Origin of the sequence: Luteolibacter sp., assembly GCF_039920825.1 — a bacterium.
GTDB lineage: Bacteria > Verrucomicrobiota > Verrucomicrobiia > Verrucomicrobiales > Akkermansiaceae > Luteolibacter.
In genome coordinates, this window is the sequence record NZ_JBDSCX010000050.1 from 61,974 (window position 1) to 84,308 (window position 22,335).

Below are 22,335 nucleotides of genomic sequence, written 5' to 3' on the forward strand. Positions count from 1 at the left end.
ACACACCCGCGCCCGGACACTTGCCGAACGCGGGTGTGAACCCAGCTTCCATGAAAAAATGTTAAAAATCAGTGGTCCGCTTCCGCAGGGCCGGACTGCTTATTGCTGAATTGGAATCGCAGTCCGGGGCCGGTGGAGTTTGTATCAAGATGGAGGTTTTCCATGCGTTTTCTAACGCTGTCAGGGGCTGCGGCACGGTCTTTGTCATTATTCCAAGGCCCGCTCCAAACCACGTTTTCCTGTTGGTCGCGCACTGTGACCTCCTTGGCTCCATCCTTTGATTTCACTTCGAGACTTCCGTCATTGTCGTTCATCCTGAACGTCGCGCTGCTTTGACTTTGGATCTTGGCGGCGGGAGAACTTGGCTGAGCCGGGTCATCCAACAACGGCTTGTTGTTCATCATTCGCTTGTGGAGTTCGCGGATTGCTTCCTCCATTTGCGGTGGGACGGCGTTCGGATCGCCTCCAAGCTTGAGATCCAATCCTCCGATGGCATCACGGATGTGGTCGGCCATTTCCTTCGGAAGATTTTCGAGGTCCATTTGCTCGATAGTCGGAGGTTCCGCGAGGGCAATGTTGTCGGGCTTGACGCCCAGCGTGACGTCGATTTTCACCGGTTTGCCTTTGTGAATGACGTCGAGCGAGACTGATTCGCCCGGCTTGTGTGCGGTGATCTGATTGGAAATTTCGGCCTGGGAACCAACCGGGTGGCCCGCAACGGCGGTGATCACATCACTGATGGAGATACCGGCTTTGACGGCGGGGCTATCAGGAGCCATGGAACGGACGATGATTCCCTCGCCTTTTTCAAGATCGAGATGATCTGCCAGAAACTGCGGGACTTCTCCGGAAACAACGCCGAGGAATGCGGTTTCCGTTTTGACGATTTCCTTGGCAGGGGCCGCGGGCTTGTCATCAGGAGGAAGAATGAACTCGGGCAGGGCCGAGGGCTCCTGTTTCACCCGAGGCGGCGGGACGATCCTCTCCTGTATGCGTCTCTCCGGCATCAGTGCCGGAGACGCCTGTTTCACCTCAGGTGGCGGCGGAGAATCATCCGCAGGGCCTTCGATCGCGAACGCCGGAGTGATCAGGAGGGTTGCCAGACCGGCCTTGATGAACTTGGAATATTTCGTTTTCATTGTCTACCTACTAGAAGCGTAGTAACCGATAAGCTTTGTCTAATCGTTTGAAATCAGTCTGTTTTTTCAGGGACCAGCATGTAGCGGGCGCGGGGTTGCTCGACTTGGTAAGTCGCGCCGCTCTTAGGGTCTTTCAAAGTGATCTTGTCGATGTATTCAACGCGCATCAGGCTGTGCGGCTGGCTGTTGGATTTCCACACGACCCCTTCGTCGTGGACATTGCTGACTCCGCGGTTGAAACCGGCCGGAATGAGATTTTCGGCGGCTACATTTGAGATGTTTGCTGAAGATGGCACAGGCTGGCTGGCGAAATTCGATGTTGGTCTGTCCACCGGCATCAGGAGCGCCGTGGCGGCTCCGATCAACGCGACGGCCGCCGCCGCCGCCCACATCGGGCGATTGCTTTTCTTGCGGGGAGCCACGCTGGCTTTGGGGAAAAGCACGATTTTCTCATCCACGGCAAACGGAACGTCGCGGACGATGGCTTCCAATTTCGCGAGAAAATCAGGAGCAAGCGCGACAGGGGATTTTGTGCGGAGCAAATTTTCAAACCGCAGTTCGTCGTGGCTGAGTTCGGTCAGATTTCCTTCCGCCGCCGCTTCGAGCCGTGCGAGCAGCGCTTCGTCGAGCGATGTTGCCTGGAGTTCGCGAAGTTGCGCTTCGAGGGATGTTTGATCGGGTGTCATGTCAGGGCCGGCTGTTTTTTGTTAGCTGTGGATCAGATGGAAAGGTCGCCACGACGGCGGGCGTTGCCGAGGCTGCGTTTGAGGGCTTCAAGACCATAGCGATACCGCGAGGCCGCCGTGTTTTGAGAAATGCCGAGGGTTTCGCCGATTTCCGCGAAGGTGCGTTCGCCCCAGACTTTCATGAGAATGACTTCGGAGAATTTCGCGGGGAGTTCCTTGAGTTTGTCTTCGAGCTGGTTGCGGGTTTCGTCGTCGGCCGATTCGTTTTCGAACCACGGCTGGAACGCGTCGAATTGTTCGGCGTCCGCACCGACGTTGTCCTCACGGCGTTTCCTACGGTCATCGCGGCGGCTGAGGTCGATCGCCAACCGTCGGATCGCGGTGTAAAGATAGGGAAGCCAAGATTCCTGGCCACCGACGAATTCGCCGGTGCGGACTTTCTCGACCAGTTTGACCAAGGCATCCTGGAAAATGTCCTTGGCGTCTTCATGCGACCGGGATTGCTGCCGCGCGAACAGCAACAATTTCGGGCCATTTTCTTCGAGCCACTCACGCCAGGCGGAGGCGGCGGGCGATGCTTCAGATACCGCAGTCATGGGATTTTCTTCATCCATAGAGCGAAGCGGGTTCTGGGATTTGTCTCCCGTTTGAAAATTAAACCACAACGCGCCGCCGGATCAAGATTTCCAGCCGGCGAGCTTGCAGACGCGTTTGAAATGCAGCGGATCCACCGGGGTAATCGAGAGGCGGGTGCCGCGTTGGCAGACCATCATTTCCGAGAGCAGGGTATCGGCTTTGAGTGATTCGAGTGTGAGCATCTCCTTGAACTTGGCGACGAATTCAAAATCGGTCAGCCACCAGCGCGGGTTCTCGGGCTTTGACTTCGGATCGTAATATTCGCTCTTCGCGTCGAACTGAGTGGGATCCGGATAAGGCTCGCCGACGACTCGGGCGATGCCGGTTACTCCTGGCGGCTTGGCATTGGAGTGATAGAACAGGGCGAGATCGCCGGGCTTCATTTCCTTCCACATGTAATTCCGCGCCTGATAGTTCCGGACGCCGCTCCATGGCTCGCGTTTGACTTTTGCAAGGTGGTCGATGCCGAAGACATCGGGCTCGGATTTGATCAGCCAGTGGCGCATGCGGTCAGGCGATGGATTTGACGAGAGATGGATTCGGAGCGGGCAGGGGGAGATGCTCCGGGCCGAGTTCGATGCCTTGGGCCGCGCGGACATCCGCTTCGATGGCTTCCAACACGTCAAGCTCCGGCCGGAAATCCGCCGCGTGATAGGAGCTTCTAACGAGTGGTCCGCTTGCGACGTGACGGAAACCCTTTGCCAAAGCGATGGCCTTGTAATCGTCGAAGGCATCCGGCGTGATGTATTCCACAACGGGAAGATGCTTTGGTGTGGGGCGCAGATACTGGCCGAGTGTTAGGACGGTGACGTCGGCGGCGAGCAGGTCGTCCATCGCGCGGAGGATTTCCTCATGGCGCTCGCCGAGGCCTAACATGATGCCGCTTTTGGTGGCGACCTTGCCGTTGACCATGGCCTTGGCTTTTTTCAAAACGGTGAGGCTGCGTTGATATTGCGCTCTCGAACGGACGAGGGGAGTGAGGCGCTCGACGGTTTCCAGGTTGTGATTGAAAATGTGCGGACGGGCATCCATCACCATTGAAAGGGCCCAATCGCGATCATTGAAATCCGGCACGAGCACCTCGATGATGATTTCGGGATTCGCCTGGCGGACGGCTTCGATGGTTTGCTTGAAATGCTCCGCTCCACCGTCACGCAGATCGTCGCGCGCGACGGCGGTGATGACAACGTGGCGGAGATTCATCCGGCGGGTGGCTTCGGCGACGCGGGCGGGTTCGTCGGATTCCAACGCGTCGGGCTTGGCGGTTTTAACCGCGCAAAATCCACACGCGCGGGTGCATTTGTCGCCGGCGATCATGAACGTCGCGGTTCCCTGGCCCCAGCATTCCCAGCGGTTCGGGCATTGGGCTTCCTCGCAAACAGTCACCAGTTTCAAGTCGGTGATTAGCGATTTCGTGGACCAGAATGCCGGGTTATTCGGCAATCGGACCTTGATCCAGGACGGCTTTTTATCCCGGTGCAACGCCGGGTCCATCTTCATCTTCGGGCCGCAACTACTCATCTGGCGGGAAACTAGTCCTGAGGAGGACAACGGGAAAGCGGAAACCGGGAAGAATTTCAGTTTTCACCCCGCTTGACGCCGTTCACAATCGCTCCAGTGAATTCAGCGCCTCTTGGAATTTTTGACTCGGGTGTCGGCGGTTTGACCGTCGTGCGGGCCGTGCAGGACCTTTTACCTGCGGAAGATATTCTTTATTTGGGGGACACCGCCCGCTTGCCTTACGGGTCAAAAAGCCCGGAGACCATCCGCCATTTCGCAGATGAGGACGTGCGGTTTCTCATTTCAAAAGGTGTCAAAGCCGTCGTCGTCGCCTGCAACACCGCGACCGCCCATGCTCTGCCGCAGCTCCGCGAGCAATACCGGATCCCGATTCTCGGCGTGATCGAACCTGGGGTGGATGCCGCGCTTTCCTGCCCGAATGCCGAACGCATCGGCATCATCGCCACCCGCGGCACCATCGGATCGCACGCTTACCAACACGCGCTCGCCCTGAGGAAAACCGGTCTGATCATCCACGGCCAGGCCACGCCGCTGCTCGTCCCGCTCATTGAGGAAAACTGGATCGACCACCCGGCGACCCGCCAGGTGCTTAAAACTTACCTCGATCCGCTGGTCGAAAAGGGCATCGATACGCTGATGCTCGCCTGCACCCACTATCCGCTTTTGATCCCGATCCTGCGCGAGTTGTTGCCTGCTGATGTCCGTCTGGTGGACTCGGCGACCACCTGTGCAGAGCATTTGAAAAAAGAACTCACCCGTCTCGATTTGCTGCAAATGGAAGACCGCGAAGGCACGTTGGAGCTGCATCTGACCGACCTATCGGAGGAGTTTGAATCCCTGGCACGGCAGTTTTTGAAAAAATCGCCCGGGCGGATCCGTCGTGCGGTGTTAGGTGCGTGATCTCGTCTTGGGACTCGACGGCGGCGATTACCGCAGGCAAGACTGGCTTCGTGAAAACCCGTTTGATCCTTAGCTTGTTGTTGTCCGCCGCGTCCTCACTTTCCGCCGCCGATCCGATGTCGCCCATCCATCCGAAATCCGGTCAACCGGTGAAAATTTCATGTGTCGGCGACAGCATCACCCAGGGTTCGGGGGCTGCGGCAGGAAAGTCCTATCCGAGCCAGTTGCAGGAACTTTTGGGCGACAAATGGCAGGTCGGGAACTTCGGCGTGAGCGGAAGGACGCTCCTGCGCAAAGGAGATTTTCCGTATTGGAACGAAGATGCGTTCAAGAAGGCGCAGGACTTCCATCCCGACGTCGTGATCATCATGTTAGGCACCAATGACACGAAACCTCAGAACTGGTCGCACAAGGCCGAGTTCGAATCCGACTACCGTGATCTCGTTAAAACATTCCAGGATCTCAAACCGTCCCCGCGGGTCTACATTTGCCGTCCGGTGCCGGTGCCCGAGCCGGGAAATTTCGGCATCAATGAAACCGTGCTTCAGGAGCAGATGTCGATCGTGAACAAGCTGGCCGCCGAATTGAAGACGGGCATCATCGACATGCACGCCGCGCTCCAGGACAAGCCGCAACTCCTGCCCGATCACGTTCATCCCAATACCGAAGGAGCCGGTGAAATGGCGAAAGCCGCCGTCAAAGCCCTGACCGGGAAGAAGCCGGATTGATTCGATTGCTCACCGAAACGCCTATTCGACGGCGCGTGAATTTCGATAGGCCGCGCTCACTGCGAGGAAGTAGAACAAGGCGTCGATTGGGCTGAATCCGTCCTGAAGGACAGACAGCGCCACCGACGGAGTCATCTTCCCCAGAACCGCCATTAGGGGAACGTGCAGGCTATCCGCCCCGAACGCGCACGCCGAAAGAAGATTTCCCAGCACGCATCCCAGAACCGCGAGGACGGCGGCCAGAACACCGAACGCATTGCTTTGACCATTGCCATATTTGCGCATGGTGACTCCCACCAGATAGCCGACACCGATGGCCATGAAGCCGATCTGATAGTTCGTGAAATAGGTGACCGCAGCCCAGGTGCCCGCGCCGACGAGTGCCGCCGCCAGACCCGCAAGGCCGCCGGTGACCAGGTTTTCGGAGGTTCCCGTTGTGTGTTGGTAACGCGATTCAGGTGACATTTCTTCGTTCATCGCAACGATCACACTCCGATTACGGGCCTTTTGGCAATACAATTCAGGCATGTTTCTGTTATCGATAGGTTTTGCTAGATCTTCGAACGCGGGAATCCGTTCGCCAGATTGATGCAAAAAAAGACGGGCTCTCCGCATGGGAAAGTCCGTCTGATGGATGGAATGGATCTTCAGACGAGGACGTCGTCCATCGCATCGATGAGTTCCTGCATCGTGGCTTCCGTTTCGTTGCCCATGTTGGAGATGCGGAAGGTCGTGCCCTTGATCTTGCCGTAGCCGCCGTTGATCAGGAAGTTGTGCTTGGTCTTCAGGTTCTTGATGAAGCCGGATAGATCGAAGCCTTCCGGCGTCTTGAAGCAAGTCAGTGCGAACGAGCGATGCCCTTCGGGCGCGAAGAGTTCGAAGCCGTGTTTCGCACCCCACGCGGCGATCATCGCGTTGGTTTTCGCGTGGCGTGCCTGACGGGCGGCGAAACCTTCCTTGGCGATTTCACCGAGGATGTATTGAAGGCCGTAGATGATGGAAATGGACGGAGTCGAAGGCGTGTTGTTGACCGCCGCGTTCTTTGCGAACTCGATGAAGTCGAAGTAGTAACCGCGGTTCGGATTGCCCTTGGCGCGTTCCATGCCGGCTTCGGAAACGGCGAAAACGGCAAGACCCGGAGGCAGCGCGAGCGCCTTCTGGACACCGGCGAGCATGACGTCGATCTGGTTCGCATCCATGTCCATCGGCACGGTGGAGAGCGAGGAAACGGTATCGACGATGAGCATCGTGTCCGGGAAGGATTTCACCACTTTCGAAATGCCAGCGAGATCGTTGAGCACGCCGGTGGAGGTTTCCGAATGGATGAAAGTCACGGTATCAAATCCGCCTTCCGCGAGCTTGGTACGGACGGCTTCCGGATCGATTGCTTCGCCCCAGGCGACTTGAACGGCTTCGGCTTCGAAGCCGCATTTTTTCGCAACGTCCAACCATTTGTCGGAGAACGCGCCGCAGCAGAGGCAGAGGACTTTCTTTTTGGCAAGGTTGCGCAGCGCACCTTCCATCACGCCCCAGGCGGACGAGGTGGAGAGGAAAACAGGACGCGCGGTGCCGAAGATTTCCTGAAGGCCGGGCTGGGTCGAGGCGTAGAGTTCCTCGAAATCCTTGCCGCGGTGACCGATCATGGTCTGCGACATGGCGGCGAAGGTTTCCTTCGAAACGTCGATGGGTCCGGGGGCGAAGAGTTTGGGTGATGGCATGGTTAGTGTCGGTTAGAGAAGGTTGTAGGACTTGAGCAAGTCGGTGAGTTTCGCCGTGGCGTCATCGCTCATTGGTGCGAGCGGCAGGCGCAGGTCGGGAAGGCAATGGCCTTGGAGGGCGACGGCAGTCTTGATCGGCACCGGGTTGACATCGAGTGTCATCAGGCCGCGCATCAGCGGGTAGTATTGTTTTTGCAGGGCGAGAGCTTCGGTGAAATTTCCTGATAGGCAGGCTTTGACCAGCGAAACCATGATTTCAGGAATCAGGTTCGAGGCGACGGAAACGAGGCCGGTGGCACCACAGGAAACGAACGGCAGGGTGAGCGGATCGTCACCGCAGAGGATGCCGAAGTCCGCAGGCAACGCTTGGACGAGTTGGTTGATCCGGTCCACCGAACCACCGGCTTCCTTGATCGCAACGACGGTCGGGCAATCGGCCGCGAGGCGCGCGGCCGTTTCCGGCGCGATCTCGATGGAGGAACGCCCGGGCACGCTGTAGAGCATGATCGGCAGATGAGTGGATTCCGCAATGGCCTTGAAATGGAGGTAAAGTCCTTCCTGCGAAGGCTTGTTATAATAAGGGCAAACTTGGAGCGAACCGGTGGCTCCGAGCTTTTCGGCGGCTTCCGTGAGTTCGATGGCTTCGGCGGTGGCATTCGCACCGGTTCCGCCGATCACTTCACAGCGGCCGGCGGCGAATTCCACGGCGAGACGGATCACTTCGATGTGTTCATCGGTATCGAGCGTGGGCGATTCCCCGGTCGTGCCGACGGGGACAATGCCCGTGATTCCGGCGGCGATCTGCCTGTCGATCAGTGACTTGAAGGCCGGAACGTCGATTTCTCCGTTGCGAAATGGGGTGATAAGAGCGGTGTATGTTCCGGAAAAACTCATGGCGGGGCGGAAGATGAACCAACTTGGCCGCAGGTCAAAGCCGTATCCTCGGGCGAGGATAAATTTTCAGGAACCAAGCTGATAGGGCACGTGGACGTCCGCCGAATCTTCCGGGAAATCCCGGGTATTTCGGCTGGTCAGCCGACATCCCATCTGGCGGGCGGAAGCAAGGATGATGGCGTCGGGAAGCCGCAGTTTCGGGCGATGATGGCGGCGGAGAGTGACGGCGGCTTCGGCGATCCCGTCGCTTAATTCGTGGATTTCGAACCGGGCGAGAAAACTGCGGACTATGTCTTCATCCGGAGAATCCTTCACACCAATCATGACTTCCATCCAAGTGATGCGGCTGATGCAACGGCGTGAAAACGCGTGGAGCGTATCTTTTGCCTCGGGAATTCCGTTAAGGTAGTCGATGAGAATGTTCGTATCAAAGAACCCGATCATTCCCAGTCGCTGCGAAGATTTTCCTGATACTTCAAGCCGTCACCCAGACGTCCTTTGAGCGCCCCGAATCCCTCCAACGGCTGGGGCTTTGCAGTCGGAACGCGATCCTTGCGGATGATGTATTCCGCGACAGCATCACGCAAAATCGATGAACGAGAAACATCCTCAGCCGCCGCAACCTCATTCAGGTGCGCGACGTCCTTTTCGTCCAGATCCACTAGGATTCGTTTCATGGGCAAACAATACACCCAATCATTAAATGATGTCAAATAGTGATATATCGACTCAAATGTCGATCTCTCCCTCGAAAACGAAATCCGCAGGACCGGTCAGGGTGACGTTCTTGAAACCTTGATCACCGGATTTTTCGAAGCCGATTTCCAAAGTATCGCCGCCTTCGACATCAACTTTGATCGGGCTGGGAGCGCCGGTCAGGAGATGGTGGACAAGAGCGGAAGCAACCATTCCGGTGCCGCAGGCGAGGGTTTCGTCTTCCACGCCGCGTTCGTAGGTGCGGATGGAAATATGGTCCGGCGCGAGGACGGCTGCGAAATTCGCGTTGGTGCCGGCCGGGGCGAAGGCCTTGTGATGGCGGATCGCGCTGCCGTGGTTGAAGACGTCGAATTCATCGAGGGCTTCCGGGCTGGCGAGGAAGGTCACGACGTGCGGGACCCCGGTGTTGACGAAATGAAGCGTCGCGTCGAGGCCGGGAACCTTGGCATCGGAGTTGAGCTTGAGGTCCTTCGGCTCGGACATCGCGATGCGAACATCGTCGCTAATCATTTCTGCGGCGAGGGTGCCGGCGATGGTTTCGAAGGTGACCTTCTTCAAAACAATTTCCCCGAGATGCGCGGTGAAGCGGCCGAAGCAGCGCGCGCCGTTGCCACACATTTCGGCTTCGCCGCCGTCGGCATTGTAATAGCGGAAACGGAAATCCGCGCCTTTTTGGGCTGGCTCGACGGCGAGAAGGCCGTCGGCTCCAATGCCGCGGTGGCGGTCGCAGAGGGCGGCGATGGTGTCGGTGTCGAGTTCCTTGGTCAGCGAGAGGTCGCGATTGTCAACGAGGATGAAATCGTTGCCGGCACCGTTCATTTTGAAGAATTGGAGGAGCATGGTGAGAGAAGTTGATGGTTGAAAGTTGAGAGACGGGAAAAGTTGATGGTTGAGAGTTGATAGTTGATGGAAAGAGTAGAGACCTAGCACGGGTTCTTGTTCTTCGCTATCAACCATCAACCATACACTATCAACTCTTGGTGGCGGCGATGAGCGGGGCTGTGAAATCTCGAACGGCTTGTGCGGCGTGGGTCGGGTGGAGTTCGATTTGTTTCACAATGGCCGAGCCGACGATCACCCCGTCCGCGGATTTTGCAACCATGGCCGCTTGTTCGGGAGTGGTGACGCCGAATCCGACGCAGACGGGCACGTCGGTATGGGATTTGATCGAGGCGACCAGTTCGGCGATGTTGGCCGATGGCGCACCGTGGGCACCTGTGACGCCGGTACGGGAAAGCGCGTAGATGAATCCTTCCGCGGACTCGGCGAGAATTTTCACCCGGTCCGGTGGCGTCGTCGGTGCGATCAGGCGGATGTGTTTCAGCCCGGCACCGATGGCGAGATCCTTGTTGAGCGCCGCTTCGTCGGGCGGCAGATCGAGCAGGAGAATTCCATCCGCACCGGCCTCGGCAGCGTCGTGATGGAATTTTTCGAAGCCGTAGGTGAAAACAGGATTCAGATAAGTGAACAGCACGATCGGAGTCTCATGCGTTTCGCGGAATCTGCGGATCAGGTCCAGCGAACGCGGTGTGGTCATGCCGGACTTGAGAGCGCGGTCGGCGGCCATTTGGTTGACGATGCCGTCCGCCAACGGATCGGAAAACGGCAGGCCCAGCTCAATGATGTCGGCCCCTGCGTCCGCCAGTCCCTTGATCACCTCCAGCGAGGTTTCGAAATCAGGATCTCCCGCGGCAACGTAGGCGACGAAAGCCGTCGATTGGGTTTCGCGGAGCTTGGAAAAAACGGCGTCGATGCGGTTTGGCATGGAAATTGGGATCAGGAGAAGGGGCGGGGATGCTCAGCGAGGGAGGCAGGGGAGTCGAGCGGGAAAACAGTCAGACCTTGGTCGGAGTGTGGCCGAACATCAGGCAGTCCGTCCGGGACAAGTGGCCGCAATGCTCGCACTCGAGATGCATGATGAGATTCACGGTCGTGTGCCTGCCCGCTGGCAATCCGCATACCGAACAGGGAAGGGAAGCGAGGAAGCGTTTGATCCGTAAAATATGGGGAACGACAAACAGGACGAAAACGAGTCCGATGCCTATCACTCCGAGCCATTCCATTTTGAGAAGTGTGCCGAGCAGGAAAAACGGGGAGCAAATGCAGGCCGCCTTGATGCCCGCCTTCATCTGACTTTTTGGATATAGGTCACGGAGGGCATCCGCGCAGATCACGACTGGCTGGGGAGTAGGAAGCGTGGGCATTCAATCAATTCCGATGACATCTCTGCTCTTAATTTTCCAACGTCACAGTGAGTCAGCGCACCTCGATTCTCTCAATATGACTGGGTCCTTCGAGATTGGGTCGTTTGATCTCCGGATCTCCCGGCTTTAGAGCGCGAAATACCAAATCGGCGCTGGGTGGACGCTGGCCTAATACTCCTACGCGAGCATCAATTGAGATTGGAACCATGACTAGACCACGAGAAGCGCAAAAGTCGTTAGCTGTTTGATATACTTTTGCCCTGACACCTGCTGCGGAAAATCCTGCTCCGCTGCTGGAAACGGTGTAAGTATCAGGTCCAGCGGGGATAACTTGAGGCGCGCATCCCAGCGCCAATGTTATAAATCCAAGGCCAAATATGTTGCCGATGATCCGTTTTGTTTCCATATGATCTTTGTTGGATGTCTGATCGGAATCCGCTTTTCGTTCCAATGCACAAAATTTATCCGCCTCGTTTCGCCAGTGCCTCGCACGCTTTGATGTCGAGCTTGCCGGATGCGAGCACGGGGATTTCCGCGACGGGGACGATGACCTTCGGGCACCAGAGTGAGGAAAGGCCGTCGTCTAGCAGTTTGTAGCGCAGGTCGATGCATTCCTGTTCGAGCGCGGGCCCGGCGATGGTGGAGAGCAGGAGAATGGCTTCGCCTTTTTGTTCGTCGGGAACTCCGACCACGGCGATGCGGCGTTCGGATTCGCCGTCGAGGCCGAGCACCTTGTTGATCGCCGCTTCGACGGTTTCGTGGGGGACCATTTCACCGGCGATTTTCGAGAAGCGGGAAATCCGGCCCTCGATGTAGAGGAAGCCGTCCTCATCGACACGACCGACATCGCCGGTGCGGAACCAGCCGTTTGACAGAACCTCGGCGGATCGCTTCGGATCTTTCAGATAGCCCGAGAAAACGTTGGCTCCCTTGAACCAGATGATGCCTTGTTGGTTGATCGGCACATCCTTGTCGGTCGCCGGATCGGTGATGCGGACGGCCATGCCCGGCAGCATCTGGCCGACGGAACCGTTGCGCGAGGAGGGCAGGGTGATGGAGTCGCGTTCCGGTTCGAGGTCGGGAAGATTGACGTTGGTGGCAGGGGATGTTTCCGTTAGTCCGTAGCCTTCCTGCGGGCGGACGCCGAATTTCTCCTCGAAAGCAGTGGCCAGCGACTGCGGCAGTTTTTCGGCACCGGTGACGACCAGCTTGAGCGAGGCGAACTGCGCGGGATCGATGCGCTTCATGTAGCCGCGCAGAAATGTCGGAGTTGATAGGAAAATATTGATCTGATGGAAGGCGATGAGTTCAGCGAGGCGCTTGGTTTCCAACGGACTCGTGTAGGTCACCAGGTTGACTCCCTCAATGACGGGAAACCAGAGGGTGACGGTGCAGCCGAATGAATGGAACAACGGCAGGCAGCCGAGAATAGCGGACCCGCCGGGCAAATTGAGGCGGGTGCCGAACTGACAGACGTTGGCGAGGACATTGCGGTGGCTGAGCACGACGCCCTTGGGCTCGCCGGAGGAACCGGAGGTGAAAAGCAGCGTCGCCTCGTCCTCGCCGCGGCGCTTGTTCAGTCCTAACAAAATTCCGAGAACCGGAGACGGCAGGATTTTCGAAATGATCCCCCAGGTGATGATCTTTTTCTTGAGGGTGGGAAGAACGCGCTCGATGAAAATGAGATCGCGGTTAGGCGGCCACGGGAATGACGAGATTTTCCTAACAAACGGATCGGCGGTGATGAAGCGGTCCACGTCGGCCTGGCGGATGCAGGACTTGATCGCTTCGGGACCGGCGGTGAAATTGAGGTTCACCGGAACTTTTCCTGCGAAGAGAACGGCGAGGTTCGCGATGAGCCCGCCCTTGCCGGGTGGGAGCACGATGGCGACACGCGGCTTGTCGGTTTCCTCCTTGATGAATTTCGAGAGAACGATCGCGGCGGCGAGAACGTTGCCATAGCTCATTTCCGTGTCGTCCGCGCCGTCGAGAATCTTGTGCCGCGAACCGTGCTTTTTCAGACCCTCCAGCAGGGTCATCGCGAGCGAGCCCTTGAACAATGGTCGCGTGCTATAGGCTTCCTCATTGGCTTCGAGCAGGGCTTGCTGAAAAGACGCGATGCTGGTGTCCGTAGCCGCGATGGGTTTTCCGACCACCATGACGGCCTGAAAAAGCGACGACCGCCGCTCGGTGGTCAGGCAGGATTCGCGCGGGCAATCCACGGCGATCGGCAGGATCGGCAGTTCGAAGGCACAAAGCGTCTTCAAGTGGGCCGTCGAAATGTGGTTGGCGGTGGCGTTGCGGACGGTCACCCGGCCCGGAACGAAAATCAAAACTCCGCCGTCGGCGAGGTAGGCTTTCAACTGAGCCCCGGCAGCAGCGGGGGCGGCATCGTCCACGGAAAACATCGCCCCGGACCCGGATTTTTCCAAGTAGGCGCGGACCGCGTTGTCGTAGAGGGCGGATTCCTCCACCAGCCACGTGATTTTCCTCCCGGCGAAGAGTTTTTCGAAATGAAGGAGGAACTCGAAATCGAGCCGTCCGGGGATGACCAGGCTGCCGGTCGAAGGAAGGCGTTCCTTGTGAAGGATTTGGATGGAAGCGGAAGACATTTTGTAAATCGGGTAGCGGACAGGCCCCAAGCCTCGGTCCACAGGGATTTAGGAGAACTTTCCCCCGCATCGCACGGCAATTTTCCGAAAAATGTGCTGGATTTCAACGATTTCGCACGGATCGAACCACCGGTGATCCGCCAAAAGCGTAGTCGCCGCCACGACTTCAGCGCAGATCCTTGGGCACCGTGATCAGAAACTTCGTCTCGCTGCCCGGCACCGAGGTGACACCGATGGTCCCGCCGTGGGCCTCGATGGCGCGCTTCACGATGGAGAGCCCGAGGCCGGTGCCCTTGATTTCCTGCTGCGAGTGGTGCTTCTCGACCCGGAAAAACCGGCGGAAAATATGGGGCAGATCGGCGCTCGGAATCCCGACCCCGTTGTCGGCCACCCAAATCTGAAGGTTGTCGCCCACCTGATGGCAGCCGACCTCCACGCGAAGTCCGGTGTAGGGGTTCTGCTTGAGGGCATTTTCCACAAGGTTGAAGAGAACCTGCGTCCAATAGAAACGGTCGCCCTGCATCATCAGATCCGGATCCGGCATGGTGACGACCATCTCCGCCTGTTGGTTGCGGATGACTGATTCCAGCCGTTCAAGGATGTCCTTGATGCATGACCGGAAACGGAAGGGCTCGATCTTGAGCGCGTTTGCCTCGCCCGATTCAAGACGGGAAATGACGAGCATGTCCTCGACGATCCGCGAGATCCGGTCGGCATGTTTCCGCATGATCGTTAGAAACCGGCGGGCCATCTCCGGCTCGGCGATCATGTCATCATCTAGCAGATTCTCAAGATAACCGTTGATGATGGCGAGCGGTGTCCGCAGTTCGTGGGAGGCGTTCGCCACGAAATCCTTGCGGACTTGTTCGATCTGATGTTCCGCTGTCACGTCGCGGATGATCACCCGGGTGGTTGTCATGCCTCCGTTAGGATTGGTGAGTTGGGCCGCATCGATGATCCACGCGTTGACTCCGCGGGTTTCGAGATCGCCGCGGGGCGACGTCTGTTGGGGAAGGACGACGCGGGATTGGACGGGCTCGCCGGTGGCGAGACAGCGCAGCAGGGCGTCCGCGAGTCGGGGGTCGAGAAACGCTTCCCTAACCGGTCTGTTGACGAGTTCTCGATTTCCGAAAAGCGACCGTGCGGCGTCGTTGGCGAAGCGGACGTTCGCATCGGAATCGACGAGGAGGAAAGCATCTCCGAGGGCGTCGAGCAGGCGGTTGCGTTCTTCACGTGCTTGTTTGAGATCCTGTTCAAGGCGGAGTTTCCAGGCATTGACTTCGGCTTCCGATTGCTTGCGTGAACCACGGTGGCGATAGGCGAGGATGGCGAGTGCTGCGAGTGCCGAGAGGGTGGCGACAATGGAAATTTCGGTGGTCATGCGTTCGCTTTCGCAACGCAGTATCCGACTCCACGCACGGTTTCAACCCATGAACCATGTGTGCCGAGCTTTTGGCGCAGCCGTTTCATGTGGGTATCCAGCGTGCGGCTGTGAGTGGCATCGCTGTAACCCCACACGGTACGCAGGAGGTCATTGCGGTCCTGTGGCTTGCCCGAACGTTCACATAGAAACAACAACAGCTTGAACTCGGTGGCCGTCAGTTCAGCAGGTTCATTATCCAGATAGAATTTCAGCGAATTCTTGTCGAAACGGAATGGCCCGTAGGTGAAATCCACCGAGCCGGGAGGCGCCTCGGAGCGTTTGAGAATCGCCTGGACCCGCAGCATGAGTTCCTTCGGGCTGAATGGCTTGGTGAGGTAGTCGTCGGCTCCGGCCTCAAGTCCCTGGATGCGGTCTTCGGTCTGCGCCCTCGCGGTGAGCATGATCACCGGCGTGTTGACGGTGCGGGTGTCCCGGCGCAGTTCGCGGAAAACCGAGTAGCCGTCGCGGCCCGGGAGCATCAGGTCCAGCAGGATCAGATCCGGCCGTTCGCGCAGGGCGAGTTCCGTTCCTTCCACGCCATCGTGGGCCTTGATGATTTCATAACCCGCGCGTTGGAGGTTGAAGCCGATCAAGTCGGCAATGTCGCGTTCGTCCTCGACAATCAGAATTCGATGCATTTCGAGGACAAGGTAGTAGGGACGCCATCACCGCAAGAATGCATCGCGTGTGACGATTTGGTCACAAAAGATCCTTGCCGATATAGCTGCCGGCTTGAGTCGTGCGGGCGATGCCGATTTTCACTCCCGCTTCGATGGACGTATTGACTCCCGTGCGGACACCGTCTCCGAGAACAGCACCCAACTTGATGCGGCCGGTGTTCACGGGTTTTCCTCGGATCATGGAAACATGGTGGCGGCCGTCATGACGGTGATTTTCCGTGCAAGTCCCTGCTCCCAGTGTCACGTGCGTTCCGATGATCGAGTCGCCGACATAGCACTGACGGGAAATGTAGGAGTTGTTGTAAATGATCGAGTTTTTCACTTCCGCGCCGTTTCCGACGTAGCAATTCGCACCGATGCTCGTCGCTCCCCGGATGTAGGCGTTCGGCCCGATCTGGCTATTGGGTCCAATGATCACCGGCCCTTCGATCACCGTGCCGGGAAGAATTCTTGATCCATTCCCGAGTCTCACGCAGCCCGTCAGACTGGCGAGCGGGCTGACTTCTCCGTGCAGCGAGGTTTCGTCCATCAAGGCGAGCACCTCTTCGTTCATCCGCAGTAGATCCCACGGGTAAATGACCGGGAAACAATCCGCATCCGTGACGATTTTATCCACGCAGTCTTCCGGGCTATCCGTGCCTTTCCATGCGAGGGTGTTGCCGTCGGCATTGAGCAGGCAGGCGCTGTTGGGATTGCGCCCGAGGAGCAGGAGCGCGCCGAGCTCGATCCAGTTGTCCAAGGGAATGCGGAGGGTTCGCTCGCAGGCATCTTTGGGATCGACCAATTGAAGGCCGGCGCGGCGAAGGTCTGCCGACAGCAGATCTCTCATCGGAAGATTGGCGATCAAACAGGCGCCGAGGTCCCGGTTGGAAGTGATCGGAGCGCAGAGTTCTGGATTGCGGGGAGGTAAAAGTGTTGCCTGCATGGGTTAACGACAGTTCATCACGATCCCGTCGAGGATACACGAAAATTCTACTCAATTTACGAAAATACCGCCTGACGTTGTGAATACCTAGTATGACATCGGCGCACTCAGATTTCATCTGGAAATTCTCAACCGGCGTGCTTGGCGTGCCACTCGGCATACACCTTCGGCGAAATTTCCGATGGCTTGATTTCCGAACGTCCGCCCCAGAAAACATTGGTGTAGGAAACGGGAATTCCCACGGCGGCGAGGTGCTTGTCGATCGCCGCCTTGTGCTCAAGAACGCGCGGCTTTTCGGTACCGTGGACCACGCCCATCACATTGACGTTGCCGAACTGCGGACCACCTTCGCGCCAATACGCATGAGTCATGCAAAAGTGGCGGCCGACTTCGCCGCCTGCCTCCTCTTCCCGACCTTTCGGCACCGCCCAGTGGAACAGTCCGTTAAATCGAGTCACGCGCTCGCCGGTGGCGGACGGCTTGACGTGTTCGAGGAAAGTGGAGAAGCGTCCGATCACTTTTTTCGCGTTCAATGTTTCGGCAACCTCACAAAAACGGACCAGGCTAACACCCGCGATTTGCGCACGCTTATCCCACGGATTCTCACAGATTTCATCGAGCGTGAGCTCTTCCTTCAAAGCCAGAAGCACTTCCCACTCTTCGTCAGTTAGATCGACGGCTGTGGTCGTCATCATGTCGGCGGGTTCATCGGCCTTGTCGCCCGGTTCGAGGATTTTGCGGCGGGTGTGACCGACGCCGAGCGCGAAAACTCCGTTTGCCGGCATCAGCAAATACTCGGTCGCTCCTGTTAGCCGAAGCAGCGCGGTGGCGTGGAAATCCAGTGACTCGCCAACCGGTACCTTGAGTGTCGTCCACAGCCGGTAGCCCGATCCGGAAACCTCGGTGTCCGTCGAGCGGATTACCACGTGCCCGGAAAACGGATCCTCCTTCGCCATGAAATCAAACGCGTCGTTCAGTTTTTCCTCGGGCACTTTCCATGCGACCAATGCGCCGTGCGCCAGTTTCGTGGAGAGTAACGTTTGCCGTACCCGGCGGACGATACCGGCCTCGACCATCGCGCGGATCCGCTCGATCACCGTTTCCAGCGGCACTCCGGATTTCTCGGCGATCAGATGAAACGGATAACGCTGGAATCCCGCGATCAGGTCTTCGGAAATAGCGAGAATCTGCGCGTTGACGGGATCGGTGTGCTCGACGGGGATGGTGGAATTCATGAGTGAAAAAGTGGATGGAATGGAGGAACTTGCGCCGCTGATCTTGCCGGATACTGCGCGAATCATGCGGAAGTTTCGGCAGCGAGTTCCCTGAGGTAGTCCATGGCGGGCTCACGATCAAGGATTCGTCCTTCGAGTTGCTCGGTTTGGATGGCGTCGAGGATTTCCTTGAACCTCGGGCCGGGTTGGAGTCCGAGTTTGATCAAATCCCGTCCGGTCACCAGTGGCGGCGGGATCAGGGGAGCCTTTGCAAACTCCTCCGCCTTGGCCTGGAGAAATTCGTAATTGTCCGTAAATCCATTCGACGATCCGCAATCCACGCGGTGCAGCTCCATTTCCTGCTCGAAGGTCGGCTCGGCCATGAATCGCTTCAATTTTGCGGTCCGCATCTGCTGCACGTTCATGAATTGCATGTGCCGCGCCACCATCGGCACCACGGCCGCGATGACGTCGTTCGGGTAGCGCAGGCGATGCAGGATCTCGTCCGCCATCGTCGCACCCATCGCGTCGTGACCGTTGAAACGAATGCGCCCGGTGTCATCGTCGCGTGTCTGGCAGGGAGGCTTGGCGATGTCGTGCATCAGCACCGCGAGGGAGATTTCCAGCGGCGCATCATTCCCTAACATCTCAAGCATGATGCAGGTGTGGATGTAGACGTCACCTTCCGGATGCCATTCCGGCGGTTGCTCGCAGCCGATGGTTTTAATAAACTCCGGCATCACATATTCCATCAGACCCGTCTCCACCAGCAACTCCACTCCAGAGCGGCGGCGAGGTGATGTTAGGATTTTCGAAAACTCATCGCGGATCCTCTCCGTGGAAATCCGGGCTAACAATGGGGCGCAGGATCGCACTGCCGCCTGGGTTCCGGCTTCGAGCTCGAATCCCAGCGTGGTAGAAAACCTAACCGCCCTCAACAGGCGCAAGCCGTCCTCGCTGAACCGCGCCACCGGATCACCGATCGCCCGCAGCAGCCCGGCCTTGAGGTCTGACAATCCGCCGACATGATCGATCACCTCGCCGCTGTCAGGTATTTCAAACAATCCGTTCACCGTGAAATCCCGACGCTGCGCATCTTCCTCCGGAGTCGAAAACGTCACCATTTCCGGCCGCCGTCCGTCCTTGTAGCTGCCGTCGGTTCGGAACGTTGCAATCTCCACATGGACTCCGTGATTTTTCGCGATCACGACTCCGAAATGCGCGCCCACCTCGTTGGATCCTGGGAAAAGTTTCAGCACCTCGTCCGGCCTCGCCGAGGTCGCGATGTCATAATCCTTAGGCTCCCGGCCCAGTAATTTATCCCGCACACAGCCTCCGGCAAACAACGCCACGTACCCCGCCGCCGTCAGTCGGCGGGCAAGTTCGAGGGCGGCTTCGCGTTCGGACATGGGGAAACCATTGGCTGTCCGCCGTCCGGATTCAAGATGGAACGGGCAACAGCGGATTTCACAACGGCTGAATCAACTCGCCATTTCCGATCAGGCCGGAATGATCGAGCCATTCCATGGACCCCGTTTCTCAAGACGTCGCCCTCATCAGTCGCATTCCCGCCGTGCCGACGATCCTCGATGTCGTGTGCCGGACCACTGGAATGGGTTTCGCGGCGGTTTCACGGGTGACGGACAGCCAATGGATTGCGTGCAGTGTGCTCGATCGGATCGAATTCGGATTGATGCCGGGCAACGAACTGGAACTGTCATCGACCTTCTGCCACGGAATCTGCCAGCGTCGTCAGCCGGTGATCATCGATCACGTTGCCGAAGACGAAATTTATAGGGATCACCCGATCCCTCTCCAATATGGGTTCCAAAGTTACATCTCCGTCCCGATCATCCTGCCTGATGGAAAAGTCTTCGGAACACTCTGCGCCATCGATCCCAAGCCGGCGTTGTTGAACACCCCGGCGGTCGTCGGCATGTTCACGATGTTCGCGCAGCTTATCGCCTTTCACATCGATGCCGCGGACAACCTCGCGGTGAAGGAGTCCGAGCTCAACGCCGAGCGCGAAAACGCCATGCTGCGCGAGCAATTCATCGCCGTGCTCGGCCACGACCTGCGAAGTCCGTTGTCCGCGATCACTCTGGGCGTGGACCTGCTCAAGGAAAGCGAACTCGAAGAACAAACCGCCGCACTCGTTCAAATGATGGGGCAGAGCGCTGTCCGCATGTTCGGACTCATCGACGACGTCATGGACTTCGCCCGCGGCCGCCTCGGTGGTGGGATCAGCTTGGAAAGTAAATCGTCATCGACGCTCCAGCCGCTGTTGGAGGATGTGATCTGCGAGATGCGGACCATTTGGCCGGATCGGAAAATTGAAGCCCGCATTGCGCTTGCGGAGTCCGTTCAATGTGACCCGCGCCGCCTCTCCCAGCTTTTTGCCAATCTGCTGGCCAACGCAATGAACCACGGGAAATCCGAAATTCCGGTCTCGATCACCGCATCGAGCGGTGGCGGGCGATTCGACCTAACTGTTGCCAACGCGTCGGATCCCATCCCGCCAGGGATCCGCCAGCGGTTGTTCGAACCGTTTTCTCGCGGCGAGTCCGATCAGAACAAACAAGGCCTCGGTCTCGGTCTCTACATCGCCTCGCAGATCGCGAAATCCCACGGCGGTTCGCTGGAAGTCGATTCGACGGAAGAAGAAACAAAGTTCACCTTCTCGATGCCGTCAGCAGGACCCGGAGAGTTGTCCCCGTCCTGATTTTTGTTAGACAGCCACCGAGATGTCGAGGACCAGGCGATAGTCGGATTGCTTCAGCTTCTTGCCAATTCTCGGCAGCGGACTTAACGAACCCACCCGCACCGAATATGATTTCGGAATCCCGACCATGCCCGGAGGCACAGCGGAGAGAACCACGACTCGCGGTTCGTTGTAAGTATGGACGCGGATGAGTTTCGCCGGCTGTCTTCCTACGTACGCGAGAAGTAGGACTTCCGCGTCACCCGCGGCGATGCACAGGGCACCCATCGGGCAGCGGTTGTCGTTGCGCACGCCGACAAATGTCAGCTTCAGTCCATCGTCATATCGGAGAGATTGCCCCACCGCCAAGCCCTTCTCGTGGGGCTTGAGGCTTTCCGCCGATGCCGGGGCATTTGCGAGGAAATATGCTCCGCCACCCGCGACCGTCAGGGCCAGGGATTTGATCAATTCACGTCGTTTCATAGGGTTGTGGGTCGGGTTCTGCCTTCCATCGATTAAACCGCCATTCGCAGGAATTTGGATCATGGAATTTTGATTTCCAGCCGCATTTATTTCGACGCCATGGCCCACGCCTTCGCCCGCTCGTATTCGTCGCCCTTCACGCGCCAGCAACTTTGGACTTTGTTTTCACCAATTTCTCCGAAGAGCTTGCGCGCTTGTTCCCGGTCGCCGGCGATGCAGGCCATGCGGCAGTAGGTGTTGAGCAGTTCCAGCGAGTCAGGATAATGGGTCCGCAGGTCGTCGAATCCCTTGCGGGTTTTCCTCCATGAGGCTGCGGATCGTTGGAAGATATTGTCGTAATAACCTTCCTGCTCCTGGACGACCCGGGCGTAAATTTCGGACCCGGTCGCTCCTTGGAGTTTGATTTGCTTCTCAGCGACCTCCTCCCACTCGCCCGGCTTGCCATGCCATCGAGGCAGCAAATACTTCGCCCGTGAGCAATCATAGGGAAAAAATTCCGGCTCGAAAGCCTTGGCACTGGCGAACAACGCATCGTATTCCCCCCGGCTCCATTCCTGGCCGAGGGCCACCGTCTGGCAAGTATACCACCACATCGGACAAGCGGGCGAAAGGGATTTGGATTGATCCAGCACCGTCCGCGCCGCGGCAAGCCGTTCGTGGAACAAACGCCATCCCTCCTCCGAAACGTATTTCGCGGTGGCGTCGCTGCGGGCGTGCCATGCATAGGTAGTTAGAAATTCGGCCTGCGCCACGCGGGCCGTGATCGATTGCGGAAACTTCTCCAGCCACTCGCGGTGGATCTGTTCGTGCAGTTTCCACATGCTTTCCTGCTCATCCTCCCGGCAATCCATCGCCTGATAGAAATGGTAGATCTTCCAGTCACCGTAACGCACCCTTTCCTTGCCGGAGCGGACCTTGCTCGCGATTTCCTCCAGCTCCGCAAACCTGCGGTTGTTATAATGCTGCCGGACCTCGCCGCGGAAGGTGGTCACGTCTTCCATCGCCGCGCTGGAAACGGGAGTTTCAGGCTGACGCTTGCAGGAAATCACCGCGGACAGGACCAAAGTGCCGATGACGCTAAAAATCATTCTCATACCCGGAGGTTTTCAAAAAGCGCGTGCCCGGCCAACACCAATGTTAGGAATTGCAATCCC

General features: G+C 57.9%; 25 protein-coding genes. 3 read left to right on the top strand and 22 right to left on the bottom strand.

All coding sequences use genetic code 11. The features are described from left to right. Positions 1-68: 68 nt before the first annotated feature. From ABIQ96_RS16220 to lipA, 5 genes are all read right to left on the bottom strand, one after another. Positions 69-1,139 (bottom strand): PDZ domain-containing protein, encoded by a 1,071-nt coding sequence (locus ABIQ96_RS16220; RefSeq protein ID WP_348215664.1) that lies wholly within the window; start codon positions 1,137-1,139, stop codon positions 69-71. Positions 1,140-1,192: 53 nt separating this feature from the next. Next, on the bottom strand, positions 1,193-1,825 hold the full coding sequence (locus tag ABIQ96_RS16225) for a hypothetical protein (RefSeq protein WP_348215665.1): 633 nt from the start codon (positions 1,823-1,825) through the stop codon (positions 1,193-1,195). Positions 1,826-1,857: 32 nt separating this feature from the next. Next, positions 1,858-2,421: a sigma-70 family RNA polymerase sigma factor gene (locus ABIQ96_RS16230; protein ID WP_348215666.1), complete on the bottom strand. Its 564-nt coding sequence runs from the start codon at positions 2,419-2,421 to the stop codon at positions 1,858-1,860. 81 nt (positions 2,422-2,502) lie between these two features. After that, on the bottom strand, positions 2,503-2,967 hold the full coding sequence (locus tag ABIQ96_RS16235; RefSeq protein ID WP_348215667.1) for an EVE domain-containing protein: 465 nt from the start codon (positions 2,965-2,967) through the stop codon (positions 2,503-2,505). Between the two features lie 4 nt (positions 2,968-2,971). Continuing rightward, positions 2,972-3,982 (bottom strand): lipoyl synthase, encoded by a 1,011-nt coding sequence (gene lipA, locus ABIQ96_RS16240; protein ID WP_348215668.1) that lies wholly within the window; start codon positions 3,980-3,982, stop codon positions 2,972-2,974. A gap of 96 nt (positions 3,983-4,078) precedes the next feature. Between lipA and murI the strand changes: the two genes are divergently transcribed. Further along, positions 4,079-4,882, top strand: coding sequence for a glutamate racemase (gene murI, locus ABIQ96_RS16245; protein ID WP_348215669.1), 804 nt, complete (start codon positions 4,079-4,081; stop codon positions 4,880-4,882). Positions 4,883-4,932: 50 nt separating this feature from the next. Then, positions 4,933-5,610, top strand: a complete 678-nt coding sequence (locus tag ABIQ96_RS16250; protein WP_348215670.1) for a GDSL-type esterase/lipase family protein — start codon at positions 4,933-4,935, stop codon at positions 5,608-5,610. A 21-nt stretch (positions 5,611-5,631) separates the two neighbouring features. Here the strand turns inward: ABIQ96_RS16250 and ABIQ96_RS16255 are convergent, their stop codons facing one another. The 15 genes from ABIQ96_RS16255 to ABIQ96_RS16325 all read right to left on the bottom strand — a co-directional run bounded on the left by ABIQ96_RS16255 (position 5,632) and on the right by ABIQ96_RS16325 (position 19,406). Continuing rightward, positions 5,632-6,075 carry a hypothetical protein gene (locus tag ABIQ96_RS16255; RefSeq protein ID WP_348215671.1) on the bottom strand — a complete coding sequence of 148 codons (444 nt, stop codon included), beginning with the start codon at positions 6,073-6,075 and terminating at the stop codon, positions 5,632-5,634. 182 nt (positions 6,076-6,257) lie between these two features. Further along, positions 6,258-7,328: an alanine--glyoxylate aminotransferase family protein gene (locus tag ABIQ96_RS16260; protein ID WP_348215672.1), complete on the bottom strand. Its 1,071-nt coding sequence runs from the start codon at positions 7,326-7,328 to the stop codon at positions 6,258-6,260. Between the two features lie 12 nt (positions 7,329-7,340). After that, entirely contained in the window at positions 7,341-8,222 is an 882-nt protein-coding gene (gene dapA / locus ABIQ96_RS16265; RefSeq protein WP_348215673.1) for a 4-hydroxy-tetrahydrodipicolinate synthase, read from the bottom strand. 66 nt (positions 8,223-8,288) lie between these two features. Then, positions 8,289-8,666 (bottom strand): type II toxin-antitoxin system VapC family toxin, encoded by a 378-nt coding sequence (locus ABIQ96_RS16270; RefSeq protein ID WP_348215674.1) that lies wholly within the window; start codon positions 8,664-8,666, stop codon positions 8,289-8,291. Further along, positions 8,663-8,899: a ribbon-helix-helix domain-containing protein gene (locus ABIQ96_RS16275; protein ID WP_348215675.1), complete on the bottom strand. Its 237-nt coding sequence runs from the start codon at positions 8,897-8,899 to the stop codon at positions 8,663-8,665. Before ABIQ96_RS16275 ends, ABIQ96_RS16270 begins: the two co-directional genes overlap by 4 nt. Positions 8,900-8,951: 52 nt before the next feature. Continuing rightward, positions 8,952-9,779, bottom strand: a complete 828-nt coding sequence (dapF, locus tag ABIQ96_RS16280; RefSeq protein ID WP_348215676.1) for a diaminopimelate epimerase — start codon at positions 9,777-9,779, stop codon at positions 8,952-8,954. 130 nt (positions 9,780-9,909) lie between these two features. Beyond that, positions 9,910-10,704 carry a tryptophan synthase subunit alpha gene (trpA, locus tag ABIQ96_RS16285; protein WP_348215677.1) on the bottom strand — a complete coding sequence of 265 codons (795 nt, stop codon included), beginning with the start codon at positions 10,702-10,704 and terminating at the stop codon, positions 9,910-9,912. 70 nt (positions 10,705-10,774) lie between these two features. Then, complete coding sequence (locus ABIQ96_RS16290) at positions 10,775-11,143, bottom strand: hypothetical protein (RefSeq protein WP_348215678.1); 369 nt, start codon at positions 11,141-11,143, stop codon at positions 10,775-10,777. Between the two features lie 52 nt (positions 11,144-11,195). Beyond that, positions 11,196-11,594 carry a hypothetical protein gene (locus ABIQ96_RS16295; protein ID WP_348215679.1) on the bottom strand — a complete coding sequence of 133 codons (399 nt, stop codon included), beginning with the start codon at positions 11,592-11,594 and terminating at the stop codon, positions 11,196-11,198. 10 nt (positions 11,595-11,604) lie between these two features. Further along, complete coding sequence (locus ABIQ96_RS16300) at positions 11,605-13,755, bottom strand: AMP-binding protein (protein ID WP_348215680.1); 2,151 nt, start codon at positions 13,753-13,755, stop codon at positions 11,605-11,607. A 166-nt stretch (positions 13,756-13,921) separates the two neighbouring features. Further along, on the bottom strand, positions 13,922-15,136 hold the full coding sequence (locus ABIQ96_RS16305; RefSeq protein ID WP_348215681.1) for an ATP-binding protein: 1,215 nt from the start codon (positions 15,134-15,136) through the stop codon (positions 13,922-13,924). After that, complete coding sequence (locus tag ABIQ96_RS16310; protein WP_348215682.1) at positions 15,133-15,816, bottom strand: response regulator transcription factor; 684 nt, start codon at positions 15,814-15,816, stop codon at positions 15,133-15,135. The genes ABIQ96_RS16305 and ABIQ96_RS16310 overlap by 4 nt, the downstream gene beginning before the upstream one ends. Positions 15,817-15,877: 61 nt before the next feature. Next, the gene (locus ABIQ96_RS16315; protein ID WP_348215683.1) at positions 15,878-16,783 is read right to left on the bottom strand and encodes a DapH/DapD/GlmU-related protein; all 906 of its coding nucleotides are present in this window, start codon (positions 16,781-16,783) and stop codon (positions 15,878-15,880) included. 128 nt (positions 16,784-16,911) lie between these two features. Then, a complete protein-coding gene (locus tag ABIQ96_RS16320) occupies positions 16,912-18,018 on the bottom strand; it encodes an Lrp/AsnC family transcriptional regulator (RefSeq protein WP_348215684.1) in 1,107 nt (368 codons plus the stop codon). A gap of 62 nt (positions 18,019-18,080) precedes the next feature. Then, the gene (locus ABIQ96_RS16325; RefSeq protein WP_348215685.1) at positions 18,081-19,406 is read right to left on the bottom strand and encodes a CCA tRNA nucleotidyltransferase; all 1,326 of its coding nucleotides are present in this window, start codon (positions 19,404-19,406) and stop codon (positions 18,081-18,083) included. 116 nt (positions 19,407-19,522) lie between these two features. On the opposite strand from ABIQ96_RS16325, the gene ABIQ96_RS16330 reads away from it, so the two are divergent. Further along, a complete protein-coding gene (locus ABIQ96_RS16330) occupies positions 19,523-20,719 on the top strand; it encodes a GAF domain-containing sensor histidine kinase (protein WP_348215686.1) in 1,197 nt (398 codons plus the stop codon). A 6-nt stretch (positions 20,720-20,725) separates the two neighbouring features. Here the strand turns inward: ABIQ96_RS16330 and ABIQ96_RS16335 are convergent, their stop codons facing one another. Both ABIQ96_RS16335 and ABIQ96_RS16340 read right to left on the bottom strand, forming a co-directional pair. Then, positions 20,726-21,181, bottom strand: a complete 456-nt coding sequence (locus ABIQ96_RS16335) for a hypothetical protein (protein WP_348215687.1) — start codon at positions 21,179-21,181, stop codon at positions 20,726-20,728. An 86-nt stretch (positions 21,182-21,267) separates the two neighbouring features. Further along, a complete protein-coding gene (locus ABIQ96_RS16340) occupies positions 21,268-22,275 on the bottom strand; it encodes a hypothetical protein (RefSeq protein ID WP_348215688.1) in 1,008 nt (335 codons plus the stop codon). Between the last annotated feature and the right edge of the window lie 60 nt (positions 22,276-22,335).